General features: G+C 30.8%; 17 protein-coding genes. 10 read left to right on the top strand and 7 right to left on the bottom strand.

The features are described from left to right. Window positions 1-149 precede the first annotated feature (149 nt). The 5 genes from Q0776_RS01670 to Q0776_RS01685 form a co-directional block, all read right to left on the bottom strand. The gene (locus Q0776_RS01670) at window positions 150-1,925 is read right to left on the bottom strand and encodes an FAD-binding protein (protein WP_298364096.1); all 1,776 of its coding nucleotides are present in this window, start codon (window positions 1,923-1,925) and stop codon (window positions 150-152) included. Continuing rightward, window positions 1,922-2,551 (bottom strand): ferric reductase-like transmembrane domain-containing protein, encoded by a 630-nt coding sequence (locus Q0776_RS01675; RefSeq protein WP_298364098.1) that lies wholly within the window; start codon window positions 2,549-2,551, stop codon window positions 1,922-1,924. The genes Q0776_RS01670 and Q0776_RS01675 overlap by 4 nt, the downstream gene beginning before the upstream one ends. 18 nt (window positions 2,552-2,569) lie before the next feature. After that, the gene (locus Q0776_RS17790; protein ID WP_366138581.1) at window positions 2,570-2,785 is read right to left on the bottom strand and encodes a 4Fe-4S binding protein; all 216 of its coding nucleotides are present in this window, start codon (window positions 2,783-2,785) and stop codon (window positions 2,570-2,572) included. 161 nt (window positions 2,786-2,946) lie between these two features. Further along, a complete protein-coding gene (locus Q0776_RS01680; protein WP_298364100.1) occupies window positions 2,947-4,056 on the bottom strand; it encodes a CNNM domain-containing protein in 1,110 nt (369 codons plus the stop codon). Window positions 4,057-4,117: 61 nt separating this feature from the next. Beyond that, window positions 4,118-7,939: a reprolysin-like metallopeptidase gene (locus Q0776_RS01685; RefSeq protein WP_298364102.1), complete on the bottom strand. Its 3,822-nt coding sequence runs from the start codon at window positions 7,937-7,939 to the stop codon at window positions 4,118-4,120. A 156-nt stretch (window positions 7,940-8,095) separates the two neighbouring features. Here Q0776_RS01685 and Q0776_RS01690 point away from each other — a divergent pair, with 156 nt between their 5' ends. The 3 genes from Q0776_RS01690 to serS all read left to right on the top strand — a co-directional run bounded on the left by Q0776_RS01690 (window position 8,096) and on the right by serS (window position 10,910). After that, entirely contained in the window at window positions 8,096-9,031 is a 936-nt protein-coding gene (locus Q0776_RS01690) for a bifunctional riboflavin kinase/FAD synthetase (RefSeq protein ID WP_298364105.1), read from the top strand. Window positions 9,032-9,052: 21 nt separating this feature from the next. Continuing rightward, the gene (locus tag Q0776_RS01695; RefSeq protein ID WP_298364107.1) at window positions 9,053-9,574 is read left to right on the top strand and encodes a hypothetical protein; all 522 of its coding nucleotides are present in this window, start codon (window positions 9,053-9,055) and stop codon (window positions 9,572-9,574) included. Window positions 9,575-9,635: 61 nt separating this feature from the next. Further along, a complete protein-coding gene (serS, locus tag Q0776_RS01700) occupies window positions 9,636-10,910 on the top strand; it encodes a serine--tRNA ligase (protein ID WP_298364110.1) in 1,275 nt (424 codons plus the stop codon). Here the strand turns inward: serS and Q0776_RS01705 are convergent. Continuing rightward, window positions 10,903-11,043, bottom strand: a complete 141-nt coding sequence (locus Q0776_RS01705; protein ID WP_298364112.1) for a hypothetical protein — start codon at window positions 11,041-11,043, stop codon at window positions 10,903-10,905. The two genes, serS and Q0776_RS01705, sit on opposite strands and share 8 nt — an antisense overlap. Before the next feature lie 181 nt (window positions 11,044-11,224). On the opposite strand from Q0776_RS01705, the gene Q0776_RS01710 reads away from it, so the two are divergent. The 4 genes from Q0776_RS01710 (at window position 11,225) to mgtE (ending at window position 15,486) form a co-directional block, all read left to right on the top strand. After that, window positions 11,225-12,955: a tetratricopeptide repeat protein gene (locus Q0776_RS01710; protein WP_298364123.1), complete on the top strand. Its 1,731-nt coding sequence runs from the start codon at window positions 11,225-11,227 to the stop codon at window positions 12,953-12,955. A gap of 72 nt (window positions 12,956-13,027) precedes the next feature. Next, entirely contained in the window at window positions 13,028-13,360 is a 333-nt protein-coding gene (locus tag Q0776_RS01715) for a DUF4286 family protein (protein ID WP_298364127.1), read from the top strand. Between the two features lie 4 nt (window positions 13,361-13,364). Beyond that, window positions 13,365-14,141 carry a 16S rRNA (adenine(1518)-N(6)/adenine(1519)-N(6))-dimethyltransferase RsmA gene (gene rsmA, locus Q0776_RS01720; protein ID WP_298364129.1) on the top strand — a complete coding sequence of 259 codons (777 nt, stop codon included), beginning with the start codon at window positions 13,365-13,367 and terminating at the stop codon, window positions 14,139-14,141. After that, window positions 14,131-15,486 carry a magnesium transporter gene (gene mgtE, locus Q0776_RS01725; protein WP_298364135.1) on the top strand — a complete coding sequence of 452 codons (1,356 nt, stop codon included), beginning with the start codon at window positions 14,131-14,133 and terminating at the stop codon, window positions 15,484-15,486. The genes rsmA and mgtE overlap by 11 nt, the downstream gene beginning before the upstream one ends. On the opposite strand, the gene Q0776_RS01730 is transcribed toward mgtE, so the two are convergent. Beyond that, a complete protein-coding gene (locus Q0776_RS01730) occupies window positions 15,483-16,013 on the bottom strand; it encodes an RNA methyltransferase (protein WP_298365114.1) in 531 nt (176 codons plus the stop codon). The two genes, mgtE and Q0776_RS01730, sit on opposite strands and share 4 nt — an antisense overlap. 223 nt (window positions 16,014-16,236) lie before the next feature. Between Q0776_RS01730 and mutS the strand changes: the two genes are divergently transcribed. The 3 genes from mutS to tatA all read left to right on the top strand — a co-directional run bounded on the left by mutS (window position 16,237) and on the right by tatA (window position 19,899). Beyond that, entirely contained in the window at window positions 16,237-18,846 is a 2,610-nt protein-coding gene (gene mutS / locus Q0776_RS01735) for a DNA mismatch repair protein MutS (RefSeq protein WP_298364138.1), read from the top strand. A 247-nt stretch (window positions 18,847-19,093) separates the two neighbouring features. After that, window positions 19,094-19,552: an RNA methyltransferase gene (locus tag Q0776_RS01740; protein ID WP_298364141.1), complete on the top strand. Its 459-nt coding sequence runs from the start codon at window positions 19,094-19,096 to the stop codon at window positions 19,550-19,552. A 29-nt stretch (window positions 19,553-19,581) separates the two neighbouring features. Further along, entirely contained in the window at window positions 19,582-19,899 is a 318-nt protein-coding gene (gene tatA, locus Q0776_RS01745; RefSeq protein ID WP_298364144.1) for a twin-arginine translocase TatA/TatE family subunit, read from the top strand. Window position 19,900: the final 1 nt, after the last annotated feature.

The raw sequence follows: 19,900 nt of genomic DNA on the forward strand, positions 1-19,900 counted from the left end.
GTTATAGGTGATACAGAATTAAAATCTACAAACGAGGATATTTCATCTACCAATGCTGGAAGTTTTATAGCAATAAAAAAGAAGAACCGACAAAATTAATGGTCGATTCTTCTGAGGGGAATTGCTTAAAGATATTTTAATAGTATTCTTTATACTTCTGGCCACGTATTAAATGGTTGTTTTTCAAATTGCATAGCTCCATTTTTATCTTTAAATATATTCAACCAAACTTGCCAGTTTTCATTATCCATTTCTGGGTAATCTAATCGGTAATGACTGCATCTACTTTCAGTTCGCATAATGGATGCTTTCAGTTTCATTTCAGCACTAATAATCATATTTTTTGTTTCATGTACTAAACGCAACTCGTGCATATTGGAAGCTCTTAACATTGGTATGTGATGATCTCTTAATTCTTCAACATAAGCTAAAGCAGCTTTTAATAAATTCTCTTTTTTTATGTAAATAATAAAATTAGGAATCATAATACCTTGTAAGGTTTGAGTTACCCAAGCCGGACTATAACCTGCTTCAAGTTTTAATGGCGCTAATATTTCTTCTTCAATTTCTTTCATTTTTGAAGTCGAAATTTTAATTGAATTTATGTTTTTACAATACTTAGCGGCAGCCTCACCAGCAACTCCACCTTGTACAGCTGAACCTGCTAAAGATGAGCCTATTTGAGTGTAAATTGCTCCAGCCATATACGAACCTAACGCATCGCCTGCTGCATATAATCCTGGAATGTTAGATTCACATTGATCGTTAATTGGAACTAATCCTTCTGATTTATGTATTGCCATTCCTGCAGATGAACCACCAACAATACTTCCTCCCATTCCTGGAGGTGCTCCTTCTCCTTTACCTCCTTTTGGTGGGCCTCCTTTTCCACCTTTTGGAGGCCTTCCTCCTTCTTTTCCTCCTGGTGGTGTATCATTTTGACGCGTAAACTCTTCCGGTTTATAAGGTCCGCCACTAACGTTGGTTTGTTCTCCAGAACCTGGAGGACCCATTTTTAAAGGGCTTCCGTTATTATAAGCTACATAATTCATTTCAACACCTAAATCATGGCGAATCTCAACACCTGTAGTACTTGGTTTTTGTTCAAACATATCTCCCCAACCATCATAACAAGCTGCTGCATTTTCTGATTTTCCAGGATGACCATCGTTCCATTCTTTACCTGTAACTTTTGCGCCAATATTATAGGCCATTATTGTACCGTCGTGTGTAAGATCACAAATTGGGAATCCATTAGGTTTAAAACCTCCAGCACCAGTACATAAAATAACACTTTTAGCTTCATAAAATAACACTTTTTGCTCATCAATACTAAAACCTGCAGCACCAACAACCTTATCGTTTTCTTTTATTAAATGTGTTATTGTTATTCTTTCTTGAACAATAATATTTCTTTCTTCAATAGGTTTGCTAAAACTTTTATTATACAATGAAGAATCGAAAAAGCCCCATTCTTTTAACTCGTTTACACGGGCTAAAGAATGTTCTGCCATTTGACGCGTATACGCATTGTTATTTGTTCCTAAAGCTGAACGTGAAACTTTTACAACAAATTCATCTAAACTTAAATCTTCTTTTTCAGGATCAAAAGCAAAAATTCCTTTAGCAAAAGGTGTTTGACCTGAAGCTCCTAATCTTCCTTTAGAAACCATTAATACTTTTGCTCCTGCGTCATGAGCTTTTACGGCTGCAAATAAACCAGCCATTCCACTTCCAATAACCAAAACATCCGTACTTGTTTTATCAATTCCTAGTGATTCTAAGTTAATTTCAGGATTATTTATTGCCCAATCTAAAGACGACATTCCTAATGCAGAAATTGCAGCAAAACCACCCGTTGCACCACCAGTTAAGGTTATAAATTTTCGTCGAGACATATTATTTTTTTTGGTTTTATTTTTCATTTTTTTGAAGCTTTAGATAAGTATGTTCTTAGTAAATAATAGATTCCACTTAAAACTGCTAATAAGTAGTATATTGAAAATGTAGTATTACTATGGCGGCCAATGTTAATTACGTGCCAAGTGGCTGTTATAACAAATAGCAAGGTTAAATAGCCATGTAAATTTCTCCAAGTTTTATATTTTAAATGAAGTTTGAACCTGAAATATGAAGTAACTAAAAGTATAATTATACAAGCATAAGCTATTAAGCCTAAAATTACACCAAGGCTGCTAAATGTCGTTATTAATTTTAAGAAAGCATCGGTTGGTGTAACTCCGTTATCAAAAAACTTTGGAACTATAATAAAAAATGGATGCAATAATAAAACAGTTATAAATGCATAACCTACAAATTTATGAATAGCTAAAACATTAACCATTCTAATTTTTTTAACCAATGTTTTATTCAATCTTGAAGTAAAAAATTGAGATAACAATAAAGTAAAACCTAAAATGGTAATTAATGAAAGCGTTTGCATGAGGAAACTTCTTTTTGGAAAATCTCCTTGAAAATATAATAATACTGGTACACCAATGAATGCAAGTATTAAGGCTGTTAATTTAAATATGTAGTTTTCTTTTTTCATATCTAACTTTTTATTTTTTTAGCCCCATGATACAATTACTGGAATTGTTTTTTCTGGAGAAATAGTTATAGCATCTACCGGACAGTACATACGACATAAATGACATATTTGACAGTCTTCAGGATATAAAATTTCTGCTTTGTTTGTGTTAGGATTTAACCGGATAACATCTGTTGGGCAGCTTTTAATACACTCTAGGCAACCTATGCAACCGTTAATACTTTTAATTGGCATAATTCCTCATTTTCAAATTCTTATTTAATTTGAAAACAAAGTAAGTAGTTGTAATATTGAAACTATACTAGAATCAATAAACATAAATAATTTATCTATGAAGTTGGTAATTTAATAAACGAGTAATTTAAAGAAAAGAACCCTTAAAGTGGATAAATGTACTATTCCTGGTTATCCTCTTTATCGTCCTCTTTTATTTTTTCTTTGATTAAACCAATCTTTTTGGCTCGAGATTCCCAGCTTTTTCTTGCCATTAATTGTAAATCTTCAACATTATCACTTTCATCCATAATTTCTAAACCTAAAAGGGTCTCAATTACATCTTCCATAGAAACTAATCCGCTTGTTGTGCCATATTCATCAACAACTAATGCAATATGTTCACGTTCCGAAATAAATTTCTCAAATAATTCTGGGATTGGGAGGTTACGATTGGTTACAAAAATTTCTCGCTTTAAAATTTCTAATTTTTCCTCTCCTTTTCCATCTATAATAGCTTCTAATACCTCATCTTTTAAAATAAAACCTGTAATTGAGTCGGCAGTATCTTTATAAATTGGGATTCGTGAAAAACGCAATTTTGGATGTTCCTCGTAAAAAGATTGGATGGTAGTATCCGAGTCAGCTGTAACTAAAACAGTTCTTGGAGTCATAATATCTTTAGCTAAAACCTCTTTAAACGTTAGTAGATTTTTAATAATGGCACTTTCGTTTTCTTCAAATACACCTTCTTCTTCAGCAATATGAGTCATTGCATGAAAGTCTTCTCTGCTTAATATTGATCCGTGTACATTTTTTCCGCCAATAAGCTTTGTTGTTAATTGAAGTAACCATAAAATTCCAGTCCATTTTAATGGAAATATAAGTACAATTAATGCTTTAGAAGTAAAATTAGCTAACTGTTTCCAATAAGTTGCTCCAATTGTTTTTGGAATTATTTCTGAAACTACTAATATTAAGAATGTCATAATCGTAGAAACAATTCCTACAATATTAACTCCTAATATATTCACCTTAAAATCAAGTGTTTCGGCTTGTACCCCAACTAAAATTGCACCAACTGTGTGAGCAATTGTATTTAAGGTTAAAATTGCAATTAATGGTTTGTCAACATCCTTTTTTAGTTCTTCAAGAGTATTTGCATAAGCTTTATTCTCTTGTTTTTTTATAGATATAAATGTTGAAGTTACACTTAACAACACTGCTTCTAAAATAGAGCATAAAAAAGAGAAAAATATCGATAATGATGCGTAAAGTAAAAGTAATGACATTAATTTAAATATTTAATGCAAAATAAGGAATAAATTTTTAATAAAAATACTATTTAAGCTCCTATTCCTTAATAACTTTAATAAATATTGGCTTTTCTAAATTAACTTTAACAAAATACAAACCTGCTGTAAGATTAGAAATATTTATCCCAATTTTACCACTAACTACTGGATACTGTTTTAAGAATATCATTTGCCCTTGTATATTGTATAATTCAACTAATACAGAATTATTAACCGTAAATAAATCTATTTCAAAATTACCTTTAGTTGGATTTGGATAAGCAACAACATTTTCAATTAAATTTACCGCTTTTGCATAAACACCTTCGCATTCAACACTAGTTTTCACTTCAATTAAGTCTCCTTGTTTTACGGCAATTTTAAAACTATTCGAATCTGTTTCGAGCACCATAGATTTATTTACAAAAATTGTAAAAGGGGCAGTTCCGTTCTCTATTTCAATGGTGGCTTCAGTATTGTCAATTGTTGTTTTTCCAGAAATCATTTCTCCTTCATTAATATCAACAGAAAAACATTGTTTATAAAACTGGTCTTTAACTTCTATACAAAAATCATAGCTATTTGGCTCTAAATTTGAAATTACAATTGAGCTTGAGAAAAATTGTTCTGTTCCATTTATTGTAAGTGAATAAGGATACGCTTCTTTTGCACTAATTCTTATTTCACCATTGTGTTTATTTAGACATGTTTCACCAATAGCTTCAATAGTAAAATTATCATTCGCTAAAGTAAATATTGCACAACCTTCACTATTTACGGTACTTCCCAATGGTGTATTTTCACAAATATCTACATCATTTAAAACACCGTCCTTATCATCATCATTACTAACAACATCCACACCGCAAATTTCTAAGTTCCAACTTTGAATTGATCCTAAATCTTCAGGACCACCATCTACTGCTTTTAAAATCCAATAACCATATGATTCTTCATTATTAAATATAGACAAACTACCTTGTGGAAGAAATACTCCTGTAAATGGAGCAGTGCCTGAAACTATCGGAGAGTCGGCCTGATCATCAAAAACAGTATTGGTGTAATTTAAGCCTTCATCTCCATTATTGGCCGATAATAACACTTCTGTTCCTGAAGGACTCATAAGTGTTAACGTTAAATCTCCAACCCATTCGTGAGGCGCATTTACCGTTACATTTACATCTGTAATAATTTTATTATTAGTTATATTGATTATTGAAGAAACCCCAATTGAAGAATTATCAGGTATATTTAAAGGTGTATCTAAAGAATTATTCGTTTCACAAGTAACATCTGCTGTTTTAAAATTAAAAACATTTGAAAAAGAACTTTCACCGCAGTCATTTACCCCCTTAACTCTCCAATAATATGTTGTATTAAAACTAAGCGATTGTGATTCGAAATTACTAGCCGTTAAAGTTGCTGTTTCTAGGGTATTATTGAAATTTATATCTGAAGCAATTTCTATAGTATACTCTACAATATTTTCATCTGAGTCCCAGTTAAAATTATATGGTTCTAACAATCCTGTGCTATTATTTTCAGGAAAACTTAAAGTTGGAGCATTAATTATTGAAGAAAATAAGTTTAATGATACCGCAGTGTTTTTTTCAACTGTTGAAGAAGACCCTTTAATAGATATGCTATATAATCCTTTATCTTCTTCATTAATACCCGTAACTTTCATTTCAACTGCTGTGTTATTATCTATTGCCGAAGTAGGATTAAAGGTAACCGTTGCTCCTTCAGGAAATCCAGTTGCAGAAAAAGTAGTTTCTTCATTAAAACCTAAAAAAGCATTATATGTCATGTTATATATAACCTCATTAGGGGCGCAACTATTTTTTGTTATTTCTTCAAAGTTCATTACAAATTCCGACTGATTAATCGTTATATCTCTTACATTGGTATTAAAGAAAACGTTCCCAACACTTTCCACTTTAATTCGCCCTGTAGTTGTAATATTGTTTGGAGCAACAATATTATAAGATCCGTTATTAGGAATGTTTGATGCCAATGTTATTGGAAAAGTTTGCCCTCCGTCTTCAGAAAACAAAATATTTACAGTTGCACAATAAATAGGTGCTTTATCTGTATTTGCAACATCCCAACTAATGGTTTGTGCCGTTCCAACAGACCATTCCTCTGAATTTGTTTGAGATGTAATTTCAAATGGACCTGCACTATCTGAAAAGGTTAATATAGACTCTTGGCTAGCAGTTTGCCCACCGTTTTCCCTATTATCCCTAACATTAACACCAAATCGCATAGTTCTCGAAACCGATGGTAAAACTTCCCACAAATTTTTAACACCTCCTGTTAAAACAGTTTCAATGTTTGGAAAAATCCTTGTTGAATTTTCACTTGGTGGAAACGATCTAAATGCTGGTCCGGAATTAGATGTAGATGTTAAAGGGTATACGGTTGCTTCTGTATCCAATTGTTCCCACGTATAAGTTAAATCGTCTCCATTACTATCAGATGCATTTGCTGTTAACTGAAAAGGTGTTGAAATAGGAACCGTATAATTTTGTAATTCTTCTATTACTGGGGCATTGTTATTTGTATCTGACAAAGCCCCACATGTACTTGCTCCTTCATAAATATTATCCCACATTTCTCGAATACTTACTAAATGAAAATAATCGTCACTTGCATTTTTTACATTATGTGGAGCGCAAAGACCAGAATAAGCCATTATAGTAGAACCACTTCCCGGTTCTACAGCAGTTCCTCTATTTATATTTCCTGAACAATTTCCAGACTCAGAATTAAATGTGTGGTGCGCTCCAAATTGATGTCCCATTTCGTGTGCTACATAATCAATATCATAAGTCGGTCCAGTTGGTGTGCTTGAACCAGTAATACCTTTTGCTTTTTGATTTGGAATACAGGGAGAATTCAACTGCGCTAAACCACCGCCTCCAGTACTAAAAGTATGTCCAATATCGTAATTAGCTGAACCAATTACTTGATCAATCTTGGTTTGACTTTCTTCAATTAGTTTTCCAGAATCATCATTTGTAAAACCATCTGTATCTTCATCGAAAAAAATAAGATTTGAATTATTATTTACCAAAACCATGGTTAAGGCTACATCTCTTTCAAAAATTGCGTTTACACGAGTCATAGTCGTAACTATAGCCGATAAAACTATTTCCTTTTGTTTTGTCAAAGGATCAGTTGGACTTATATTATGACCCTCTAAATGAAATTGAGAGTATTCACCAGTTGTTGCAATAGCCAATCGGTAAGTTCGTAGTTTACCATCATTAGCATTTGACTGTTTTTTTGAAATATTGGTTGCTACCTCAGTAACTTGCGAGTTTAAATCGTCGAATTTACATTGAAAGGATTCTTTTGGACTAGATAAATCTGATTTTTTATAAACCATGTAAGAGTTATCGCTAGAGTATGGATCAATAAATGAAGTTCCTTGTGTGTTACCCAAAACCATTCCGTGAAAACCTAAACTAGTAATACTAAATCGAATTACCGAATTAGGATTATCTATTCCTTTACCAATATATGTTCTAATGTTTGAATATTCATTTTGAAGTTTTTCTTGCATTATTGATGCTTCAAAAACTTCATATTTTTCTAACTCACCATTCCCATTTGGGAAATTTAAAATAATTTTGGTTTTTTTTGATTGAAACTTTCTTTTAGGAGCCTTTGTCAAAGCATTTTTTAATAAATTCAAATTCAAATTAAATTCTGTAACCTCTGTTAAACCGGAGTATCCTTTTAAATTATGAACAGATTTTTTATTAGAAATTCCCTTTTTTGACCATATTTTAGAAGAATCTTGAGCAGAAACTGAAAAAACAAGCGTTATACAAAATAGTAGTAATAGGTAATATTTATTCAAATGATTCATTCTATAAGTCTTTATTTGACACTTCAAAACTCACAAATATAGTGGGATTATAACTAGCTAACAATAACAATACCATATTTATTCGTATCCTTAACTTCAATTTAATTAAATAAAGTATTTTTGCTAATTGAAAATAACTAAATCGGTTTTAAAATTTTGGAAATTTATACTAATTTATCTAATTATAAATCAACAAATAAAACTTTTGTTACTATAGGTACTTTTGATGGGGTGCATATTGGTCACCAAAAAGTTATTAAAAAACTGATAAAAAGTGCCCGGAAAAAAAACGCCACTTCTGTATTGTTAACCTTTTTCCCTCATCCTCGAATGGTACTTCAAAAGGATTTAGATATTAAACTTATTAATACCATTGAAGAAAGAACTAAATTACTAGAAAATTTAGGTTTAGATGTACTTATAATTCATCCTTTTAATGAGGAATTTTCAAAATTTTCTGCACTAGATTTTGTCCGTAATATTTTAGTAAATACCTTAAATATTTCTCAATTGGTTATCGGGTACGATCATCATTTTGGAAAAAACAGAGAAGGTAATTTTGAACAATTACAAGAGTATGGGCATACTTATAATTTTAAGGTTAAAAAAATTTCTCAAGAAGAAGTAAAAGATATTGCTGTAAGTTCTACTAAGATAAGAAAAGCTATAAAAAACAGTGAAATTGACAAAGCTAATAATTATTTAGGCTATAACTTTATGTTAACTGGAACTGTAATAAAAGGTAAAAACCTAGGTGAAAAAATAGGTTTTCCCACTGCTAACTTAAATATACCCGAAAACTATAAACTTATTCCAAAAACCGGAGCCTATATTGTAAAATCTAATATAAATGGCGCCACTGTTTTTGGAATGATGAATATTGGTTTTAGACCTACTGTAAACGGTGATCATCAAACTATTGAAATTCATTTTTTTGATTTTTGTAATAACTTATACCATAAAAAAATACAAATAGACGTTATATCTTTTTTGCGTGAAGAACATAATTTTCAATCTGTTGAAAACCTTAAAATTCAACTAGAAAAAGACAAAAAAAATTCAATTGACTATATAAAAACACATTATTTATAAGCAAATTAGTATCTTAGTTTTATGAAAAATATTTGGATAATTATTGTATTATTAGTTGTATCGTGTAAATCTCAATATGAAGTTACTAAACATATTATTCAAAAAACTGAAATTGCGCCAAAAAATGGTTCTTGTACTATTGAGTTAATTCCAAATAAAACTATTGAGTTTAAAACAGATAATTTTGGAATATCTTACCCAATAATTTCCGATGGAGAAAACGTACTTCTAAAATATACTTTTAAAAAAAATACTATTAAAAACACGCAAGATGGCGATTATACTGAAATAATTTATGCCGAATTAAATAGTAACATTTCCAACACAACACTTAACAATGAAAATCTTCAAAATGTTAAACTATACTTTGGGCGCTTATGTTATTGCAAAGGTGCAACCGGTTATTACCCAATAACAAAAGGTTCCTTCACCGTTTTAAAGGAGGAAAACAGCACCCTAAATATTACTGCTACTTTTAAAGTTTTAGAAGTTCCTCAAATAATTTCTCATTTTAACGAAAGTATTTCTTTAAAATCAAATTAAACTATTTGGTTGCTTTTCATAGCAATTTATTAAATTTGCCGTTCAATTAAAACTTTGAACAATGTTACAAGTTGGATTTATTAGAGAAAATACTGAAGCTGTATTAAAAGGTTTAGCAAAAAGAAATTTAAAAAACGCTGAAGAATTAGTTGCAAATACTATTTCTGCCGACGAAGAAAGAAGAGCAATTCAAACCGAATTAGATAATGTTTTGGCCGAATCTAATAAGTTGTCGAAAGATATTGGGATGCTTTTTAAATCTGGAGAGCGTCAAAAAGCTGAAATTTTAAAACAAAAAACTGTTTTATTAAAAGAACAATCTAAAAATTTAACAGAAAGTCTTCAGAACAAAACAAATGAACTACAAGAATTTTTATTCTTAATTCCAAATATTCCAAACGAAATAGTTCCTAGCGGATCTACTGAGGATGACAATGAAACTGTTTATAATGAAGGAGAGATTCCGGTTTTACATAAAGAAGCATTACCTCATTGGGAATTAGCAAAAAAATATGATATTATTGATTTTGAACTAGGTAATAAAATAGCTGGAGCAGGTTTTCCTGTTTATAAAGGAAAAGGAGCAAGGTTACAACGTGCCTTAATTAACTATTTTTTAGATAAAAATACAGAAGCTGGTTATAATGAAGTTCAGGTGCCACATTTGGTTAATGAAGCTTCAGGATTTGGTACTGGACAATTGCCCGATAAAGAAGGGCAAATGTACCATGATGCTCAAGACAATTTATACCTAATTCCAACGGCAGAGGTGCCAGTAACTAATATATTTAGAGATGTTATTTTAAAAGAAGACGAATTCCCAATTTGTTATACAGCATATACCCCTTGCTTTAGAAGGGAAGCAGGATCTTACGGAGCACATGTTCGTGGTTTAAATAGGTTACACCAATTTGATAAAGTTGAAATTGTACGAGTTGAACATCCTACAAAATCATATGAAGCCTTAGATAGTATGGTAAATCATGTAAAAGAAATATTACAAGAATTAAAATTACCATATAGAATTTTGCGCTTGTGTGGTGGAGATATTGGATTTACCTCAGCATTAACCTATGATTTTGAAGTTTTTTCAACTGCTCAAGACCGCTGGTTAGAAGTTAGTTCAGTTTCTAACTTCGAAAATTTCCAAGCAAATAGATTAAAGCTTCGTTTTAAAAACAGCAATGGAAAAAGTGAACTAGCACACACCTTAAATGGTAGCTCATTAGCATTACCAAGAATTTTAGCTGGTTTATTAGAAAATTACCAAACTCCAGAAGGAATTAAAATTCCAGATGTACTTGTTCCTTATTGTGGTTTTGATATAATTAATTAGCGCTAACTGTAATCAATTTTTTATAGTGATTCATTTCAACTAAGGCATCAAAATATTTATTTAGTTGTCCTTTTTTCATGAATTTTATAGCTTTCTTTTTTGCAGTTTCGTATTGTTTGATTAATTCTTTCATAATGTAAAATTTTGGTTGTTTATATAGTTTAGACAATTTCCGTGCCAAATTGTTACACTTCGAAATTCAAAATAACCGGTAATTATAAAAACTTTAACACTTGTTTAATTATCTTTGAATGAATCAAAAATAAAAAATGCGTAAACTATTTTTCATAATAATTTGTTGTTTTTCCTTGCAAATGAAGGCTCAGGATGCTTCATTAGCATTTCTTTATTTTAGAAACGGTGAATACGAAAAAGCAGCATCTCTTTATAAAAGTTTGCACGAAAAAAATCCATTAAATTCAAACTATTTAAATTATTTAATTGATTGTTATCAACAAACTGAAAAATTTAATGAGGTAAAATCTTTGTTAAATACGCAACTAAAAAAGGTACCTAGCCAACATTATTTAAATGTAGAGTTAGGATATAATTATCAGTTACAACACAAAAAAGACAGTGCATTAATTTATTATGATAAGGCTGTAAATTCGATAAATAAAACAAGTAATCAAGGATATTTAATTGGACGTACATTTCAATCCAATTATTTGTTGGATTATGCACTTTTAGCTTATAAAAAGTCGATGGAAGTAAATCCGAATGCTAATTACAACCTACAAATTGCAGCAATATATGGTGAAAAAGCAGATATAGAAAATATGCTAAATACTTACCTAAATTTGGTTGAAACTAATATAAATTACTTACCATCTGTTAAAACTTATATTGGAAAATTTATTTCGGATGATAGCGAAAACAAAACCAATATATTTTTAAGAAAACTTTTAATTCAACGAATGCAAAACAACCCTCAAAATAGTTGGAATCAACTTTTGAGTTGGCTTTTTATGCAACAAAAAGATTATGGAAAAGCTTTAATTCAGGAAAAAGCACTTCATAAACGAAATCCTTCAAGTTTAAATAATATTATTGATCTTGGTTTTATTGCATTCGAAAATAAATCTTTTTCCGTTTCTCAAGACTGTTTCAACTATGTTTTGGAAAATACTTCGATAAAAGAAGATGAAATTACTGCAAAACTATATTTACTGCAAACGGATTTAGAACTAAAAGCTCCAATTGAGGAAATTGAATTCAAATTTCAACAACTTTTTAATGAATATGGTAAAAACAGAAATACCATTGGAATTCAACTTATTTATGCTGACTTTTTAGCCTTTCGAAAAAATGAACCTGAAAAAGCAATAGCTGTTTTAAAAAACGCCTTAAAATTTCCCATTGATGAATTTCAAAAAGGATCTATAAAAACAAAACTAGCCGATATTTATGTTTTTACAAATAAATTTAACACAGCGTTAATTCATTATACTCAAGTGCAAAACAATTTAAAAAATCACGAAATAGGTCAAATGGCACGTTATAAAATTGCGCAAACATCTTATTTTAAAGGCGATTTTGAGTGGGCTCAATCACAACTTAAAATATTAAAAAGTTCAACATCTCAATTAATTTCAAATGACGCATTGGATTTAAATTTATTAATTACCGATAACGCATTACAAGATAGTTTAAAAATTGCCTTAAAGAAATACGCCATTGCCGACCTACTTTCCTTTCAAAATAAAAACAAGCAAGCAATTGACACATTACAAAACATTATCACCTATTTTAAAGGTCATCCTATTGAAGATGAATCGCTATTTAAACAAGCACAACTGTTTGAAAAAGTAAATAATTTTGATGATGCCATAGCCAATTATTTAAAAATAATTGAATTAAACAAAGAAGACATTTTAGTTGATAATGCAATTTATAACTTAGCTGAATTATATTTAAACAAGTTATATAACAATGAAAAAGCCCAAGAATATTATAAAAAAATAGTTTTTGAATACCCTTCAAGTATTTACTTAGTAGATGCCCGAAAGAAATTTAGAAAATTAAGAGGTGATGCAATTTATTGAAAACGATAAATCCTGTAAAAAAAACCTTAGAATCTTTGTAACTTTGACAACAAAACAATCTTTATAATAAATATGTATATATATAATGTCACAACCAATGTTCACGAATCTATTCATGATGAATGGCTTAACTGGATGAAACAACAACATATTCCTGCAATGCTAGCAACAGGAAAATTCTCAAACGCAAAAATGAGTCAGGTTATGATTGAGGAAGAAATGGGTGGAATTACTTATTCTGTACAATATACATCCGATAGCATTGAAACACTTGAAGATTATTATAAAAAAGATGCTACAAAACTTCGAAATGAAGCGCACCAACTATTTCAAGATAAAATAGTTTCCTTTAGAACAGAATTAAAAGTGATTAGCGAGCAATTTAGCATGAGTGTTAAAAATTAAATATATGAGTGTTAAAGCAAAAAAATACCTTGGACAACATTTCTTAAAAGATGAAAATATAGCATTACAAATTGCAGATAGCTTAACCGAAAAAGGCTATAAAAATGTATTAGAAATAGGTCCTGGAATGGGTGTTTTAACTAAGTATTTGCTTAAAAAACCATATAAAACACATGTTATCGAAATTGATTCAGAATCCGTAGAATACCTGCAAGTTCATTATTTAAATTTAGCGAACCGAATTATTGAAAAAGATTTTTTGAAAATTGATTTAACCGAGTTTTTTGGAAATGAACAAGTAGCAATTATAGGGAATTTCCCCTATAATATATCAACGCAAATTGTATTCAAAACATTAGAAAACAGAGCTCAAATCCCTGAATTTTCAGGAATGTTTCAAAAAGAGGTTGCAAAACGCATTGCGGAAAAAGAGGGAAGTAAAACTTATGGTATATTATCAGTTTTAACCCAAGCATTCTACGATGTTGAGTATTTATTTACGGTTCCTCCATCAGTTTTTAATCCGCCTCCAAAAGTAGATTCAGGCGTAATTAGACTTATAAGAAAAAAAGATTATTCCTTACCAGTAGACGAAAAACTATTTTATAAAGTTGTAAAAACCGCATTCCAACAGCGAAGAAAAACATTACGTAACAGTTTAAAAACATTGAATTTATCGGATAGTTTAAGAGAAGATAGTATCTTTGCCAAACGTCCAGAACAATTGTCTGTTCAAGAATTCATAAATCTTACTTCTAAAATAGAAAAAGATGTCGTTTGAAATTACAAAAGAATACATTCAAGAAATTCAGCAATTAATAACTGAAAATAAAAATGAAACTCTTCTAGATAGTTTTAAAGATCTTCATTATGCAGATGTTGCCGAATTAATTGAAGTTTTAAACACTGAAGAATCAGTATATATCATAAAATTATTAGACAGTGATATTACCTCAGATGTTATTGCCGAATTAGATGAAGATGAAAGAGAAAAGATTTTAAAAGAACTATCTTCTAAAGAAATTGCAGAAGAACTTGATGAACTAGATACTGATGATGCTGCCGATATTATTGGAGAACTTTCTGAAAAACAAAAAGAAGAAGTAATTGCACATCTTGATGATGTTGAACATGCTAAAGAAATTGTTGAACTTTTACGCTATGATGAAGATACAGCGGGTGGTTTAATGGCAAAGGAATTAGTAAAAGTTAACGAAAATTGGAATGTGCTAACTTGCGTTAAAGAAATGCGATCTCAGGCCGAAGAAGTTACGCGTGTTCATTCTATATATGTAGTTGATGATAATGATATTTTAAAAGGTAGACTTTCATTAAAGGATTTATTAACCACCTCTACTAAAACTGCAATAAAAGATGTTTTTATTAAAAAAGTAGATTCGGTTAATGTACATGAAGATGCAGAAGACGTTGCCAGAATAATGCAGAAATACGATTTAGAAGCCATACCCGTTGTAGATGAAATTGGTCGATTAGTGGGAAGAATTACCATTGATGATATTGTTGATGTAATAAAAGAAGAAGCCGAGAAAGATTATCAATTAGCCGCAGGTATTGTTGATGATGTTGAAGCCGATGACACTATTTGGGAATTAACAAAAGCTCGCCTACCTTGGCTTGTTTTAGGTTTATTTGGTGGATTAGGGAGTGTTTTTATAATGGAAGGTTACGAAGAATTTATGGCCAATTCAGAATATAAACGTTTGTTCTTTTTTACACCATTAATAGCTGCAATGGCAGGAAATGTTGGTGTTCAATCTTCGGCTATTGTAGTTCAAGGTTTAGCAAACGATATTATTAAAGGAAGTTTATTTAGTCGCCTTTTAAAAGAAGTAAGCCTCAGTTTAATAAGTGGAATTGTTTTAGGTTTGCTAATTATGCTTTTTGGTGTATTTACAAATATGGATCCTATATTTAGTTTTACTGTAGCAATTTCAATGCTTTGCGTAATTATTGTTGCCTCTTTAATAGGAACATTTGTGCCAATAATTTTAGACAAACGTGGTATTGATCCTGCAATTGCAACTGGTCCTTTTATTACTACAAGTAATGATATTTTTGGAATTTTCTTATTCTTTTATATTGCAAAAATAATGCTTGGAATTTAAAAGTTGAATTTCTTAAATAAGTCCCAAAGTACTACACCAGTGCTTACCGAAATGTTTAACGAGTGTTTGGTGCCAAACTGTGGGATTTCTATACAGAAATCTGAAGCAGAAACAACTTCTTGTTGTACACCTTTTACTTCATTCCCCATTACAATGGCGTATTTCTTATGTGATTCAATAGAAAAGTCTTGAAGCATTGTACTGTTTTCAGCCTGTTCAATGGAGCAAACAATTACGTTTTCTTTTTTTAAATTTTTAACTAATTCTAGCGTATCTTCAACATACTCCCAATTTACAGATTCAGTAGCACCTAGAGCTGTTTTATGAATTTCTTTGTGTGGTGGTTGAGCAGTAATTCCGCATAAATATATTTTCTCAATTAAAAATGCATCACTAGTTCTAAAAACAGAACCAATATTGTTTAAACTTCGAATGTTATCAAGTACAACAATTAATGGAATTTTAGCTGTTTTTTTAAAGTCTTCGACATTCAATCTACCAAGTTCGCTATTTTTTAATTTTCTCATAATATCTTTATCTGTCATATTGAGTTTAAAAGATTTTTCACTACCGTTCAGAATGACATTTTGATTGTCATATTGAGCATAAGCGAAATATCTCACAACTATAAATTCGTCATTTCGTATACACTTCATTCAGAATGACAAAAATAACGTAATTCCTAATTCACAATTCGTAATTTTAAATATAAAATGTAACTTCGCAAAACTAACTTAATTTCCTATAAAATTGGCAGCAAAAACCAAGAAAGTAACTCCGTTAATGAAGCAATACAATACCATTAAGGCGAAATATCCTGATGCAATGTTGTTATTTAGAGTTGGAGACTTTTACGAAACTTTTGGTGAAGACGCCAAAAAAGCTGCACGAGTTTTAGGAATTATTTTAACCAAACGAGGTGCTGGTAGTGAAACGGAAACTGCTTTGGCTGGTTTTCCACATCATTCATTAAACACGTATTTACCAAAGTTGGTAAAAGCAGGAATGCGTGTTGCTATTTGCGATCAGTTGGAAGATCCAAAAATGACCAAAAAAATTGTAAAACGTGGTGTTACCGAATTGGTAACTCCAGGTGTTGCATTAAATGATGAGGTTTTACAATCTAAAAGTAACAACTTTTTAGCTTCGGTACATTTTGGAAAAAAGTTATTAGGTGTTAGTTTTTTAGATGTTTCCACAGGTGAGTTTTTAACTGCTCAAGGAAATGCAGAATATATAGATAAACTACTGCAAAACTTTAGCCCAAGTGAAGTTTTGGTTCAAAAACAGCACAAAACCAAGTTTTTTGAATTGTTTGGCGATCGTTTTTATACTTTTTATTTAGAAGATTGGATTTTTCAACCAACCTATGCGTTGGAAATTTTAACCAACCATTTCAAAGTAAAAACCTTAAAAGGTTTTGGTGTTGATGATTTAAATGAAGGAATTATTTCAGCTGGAGCAGTACTTTATTATTTGTCGGAAACACAACATAATAAGTTAGATCATATTGCGGTTATCAATCGTATTTCTGAAGATAATTATGTTTGGATGGATAGATTTACCATCCGAAATTTGGAGCTGTACAGTTCAACTTCCGTAAATGCAGTAACGCTTTTAGATGTTATTGATAAAACTGTTTCGCCAATGGGTGGAAGAATGTTGAAACGTTGGTTAGCCTTACCATTGAAAGATGTTAATCGTATAAAAAAGCGTCACGATATTGTAAAATATTTTATTGATACCGATGACTTTTTTGAATTGTGTTCTTTTCAAATTAAGCAGATAAGTGATATTGAACGCTTGGTTTCAAAAGTTGCAACTGGTAAAGTGAATCCGCGAGAAGTTGTTTTGTTGAAGAATTCACTAAACGCCATTCTTCCTATAAAAGAAGCCGCTGAAAAGAGTGATAATGAAAGTTTAAGAATTATTGGTGAGCAATTGCAAAATTGTAACACGCTTCGCGAAAAAATTTCAATCACTTTAAATGAAGATGCGCCTGTAAATATTAATAAAGGAAATAGTATTGCAGAAGGTGTTTCAGAAGAATTAGATGAGCTGAGAAGTATTTCAAATTCTGGAAAGGAATATCTAGACAATATGTTGGCTAGAGAAACCGAACGAACCGGAATAACTTCATTAAAAATTGCTTTTAACAATGTTTTTGGATACTATATTGAAGTTAGAAATTCGCATAAAGACAAAGTTCCTGAAGAATGGATTCGTAAGCAAACGTTGGTAAATGCCGAGCGTTATATTACGGAAGAATTAAAGGAATACGAAACTAAAATATTAGGTGCTGAAGAAAAAATTGGCAAACTTGAGCAAGAGATTTTTGCTGAATTAATAAGCTCATTGCTAGATTATATTCAACCAATTCAATTAAACGCACAATTAATTGGGCAAATAGATTGTTTATTGTCTTTTGCTGAATTGGCAAAGCAAAACAATTATGTGCGTCCGCAGTTAGATGAAACTACCGATTTAGAAATAAAAAACGGTCGTCATCCTGTAATTGAAAAGCAATTACCAATTGGCGAAGAATACATTGCCAATGATGTAGTGTTGAACAGAACACAGCAGCAAATTATTATGATTACTGGTCCTAATATGTCTGGTAAATCAGCTATTTTACGTCAAACAGCGTTGATTGTTTTATTAGCACAAATGGGAAGTTATGTTCCTGCTCAAAACGCTAGAATTGGAATTGTAGACAAAATATTTACACGTGTTGGCGCAAGTGATAATATTTCAATGGGCGAATCTACTTTTATGGTAGAAATGAACGAAACAGCAAGTATTTTGAACAATGTTTCTGAAAGAAGTTTAATTTTATTAGATGAAATTGGACGAGGAACAAGCACCTACGATGGTATTTCTATTGCTTGGGCAATTGCAGAATATTTACACGAACATCCTTCAAAAGCAAAAACATTATTTGCTACCCATTATCACGAATTAAATGATATGACTAAAACATTTGAACGTGTAAAAAACTTCAATGTTTCGGTAAAAGAATTAAAAGATAAAGTGATTTTCTTACGTAAGTTAGTTCCTGGTGGTAGTGAACATAGTTTTGGTATTTATGTAGCTAAATTGGCTGGAATGCCAACAGCTGTTGTGCATAGAGCAAGTAAAATGCTGAAGCAATTAGAGAAAAATCATACCAATGATGATGTAAAGGAAACGTTGAAAAGTGCTACGGAAGAAGAGATGCAATTGAGCTTTTTTCAGTTAGATGATCCTTTGTTAGAAGATATTAAAAAAGAAATTCTTTCAACAAATATAGATACGCTAACTCCAATTGAAGCGTTAATGAAGTTGAATGAAATTAAACGAATGTTGACGAAGAAGAAATAACAATTGTCATTTTGAGCGAAACGAAGTGAAGTCGAAAAATCTCTAGATTCTTCATTTCATTCAGAATGACATGAGAGATGAACTAGAACAGCAAAAACGTCATTCTGAACTTGTTTCAGAATCTCATCATACTTTAAAAATTCATTATGGGAACCTGAATTCCAAGAATCACGAATTCCTTATAATAAAATAAGAATTTGGGTGAGTAAACAAGTTTAGGTAGACGGAATAGAAAACAGAAATAGTAATGGTAAACAATTTAGAACAAGGTTTTTTTGGAATTGGTATTCAAAATGGAAAAACTCCTGAAAATTTGGGTGTTTTATGGCGTTCTGCCCAAAATTTAGGCGCAAGTTTTATTTTTACTATAGGAAATAGATATGCAAAACAAGCTTGTGATACACATAAAGCAACAGGAGCAATGCCTTATTTCCATTATGAAAATTTTGAAGATTTCTACAATAATTTGCCGAAAGGAGCACAATTAGTTGGTGTAGAAAAAAATGACCAAGCTGAACAACTTGAAACCTTTACACATCCAAGGCGATGTGTATATTTATTAGGCGCTGAAGATCACGGATTGTCTAAATTAGCACAAGAAAAATCGCATTTTTTGGTACAGTTTAAGTCTGAATTAAGTTTAAATGTTTCTATTGCTGGAAGTATTGTAATGTATGATAGACAAGCAAAGCTAAACTTTGAGTAAATGTATTATCTTTGTAAAAAATATATTGAATGTTGTTATTTATTAGTGGAGCAGAAATATTTGTAATTTTAGTAATAGTTGTAATGCTTTTTGGAGCAGACAAATTACCAGAAATTGCTCGTGGTTTAGGAAAAGGTATGCGTCAGGTAAAAGATGCAACCAATGATATTAAACGCGAAATTAAAAATAGTGCAGAAAAACACGACATTGATATAGATATTGCTTCTAAAGTGCGCAATGAAGTAAATAAAGTAACAGATAATATTGAAGATTATAGTAAACCAGTTAAAAAAATAAAAGATAATGTTATTGATGAAATAACTGGTCCTATAAAAAGAACCAAATAGT

This window comes from uncultured Lutibacter sp., assembly GCF_947495725.1.
Lineage (GTDB): Bacteria > Bacteroidota > Bacteroidia > Flavobacteriales > Flavobacteriaceae > Lutibacter.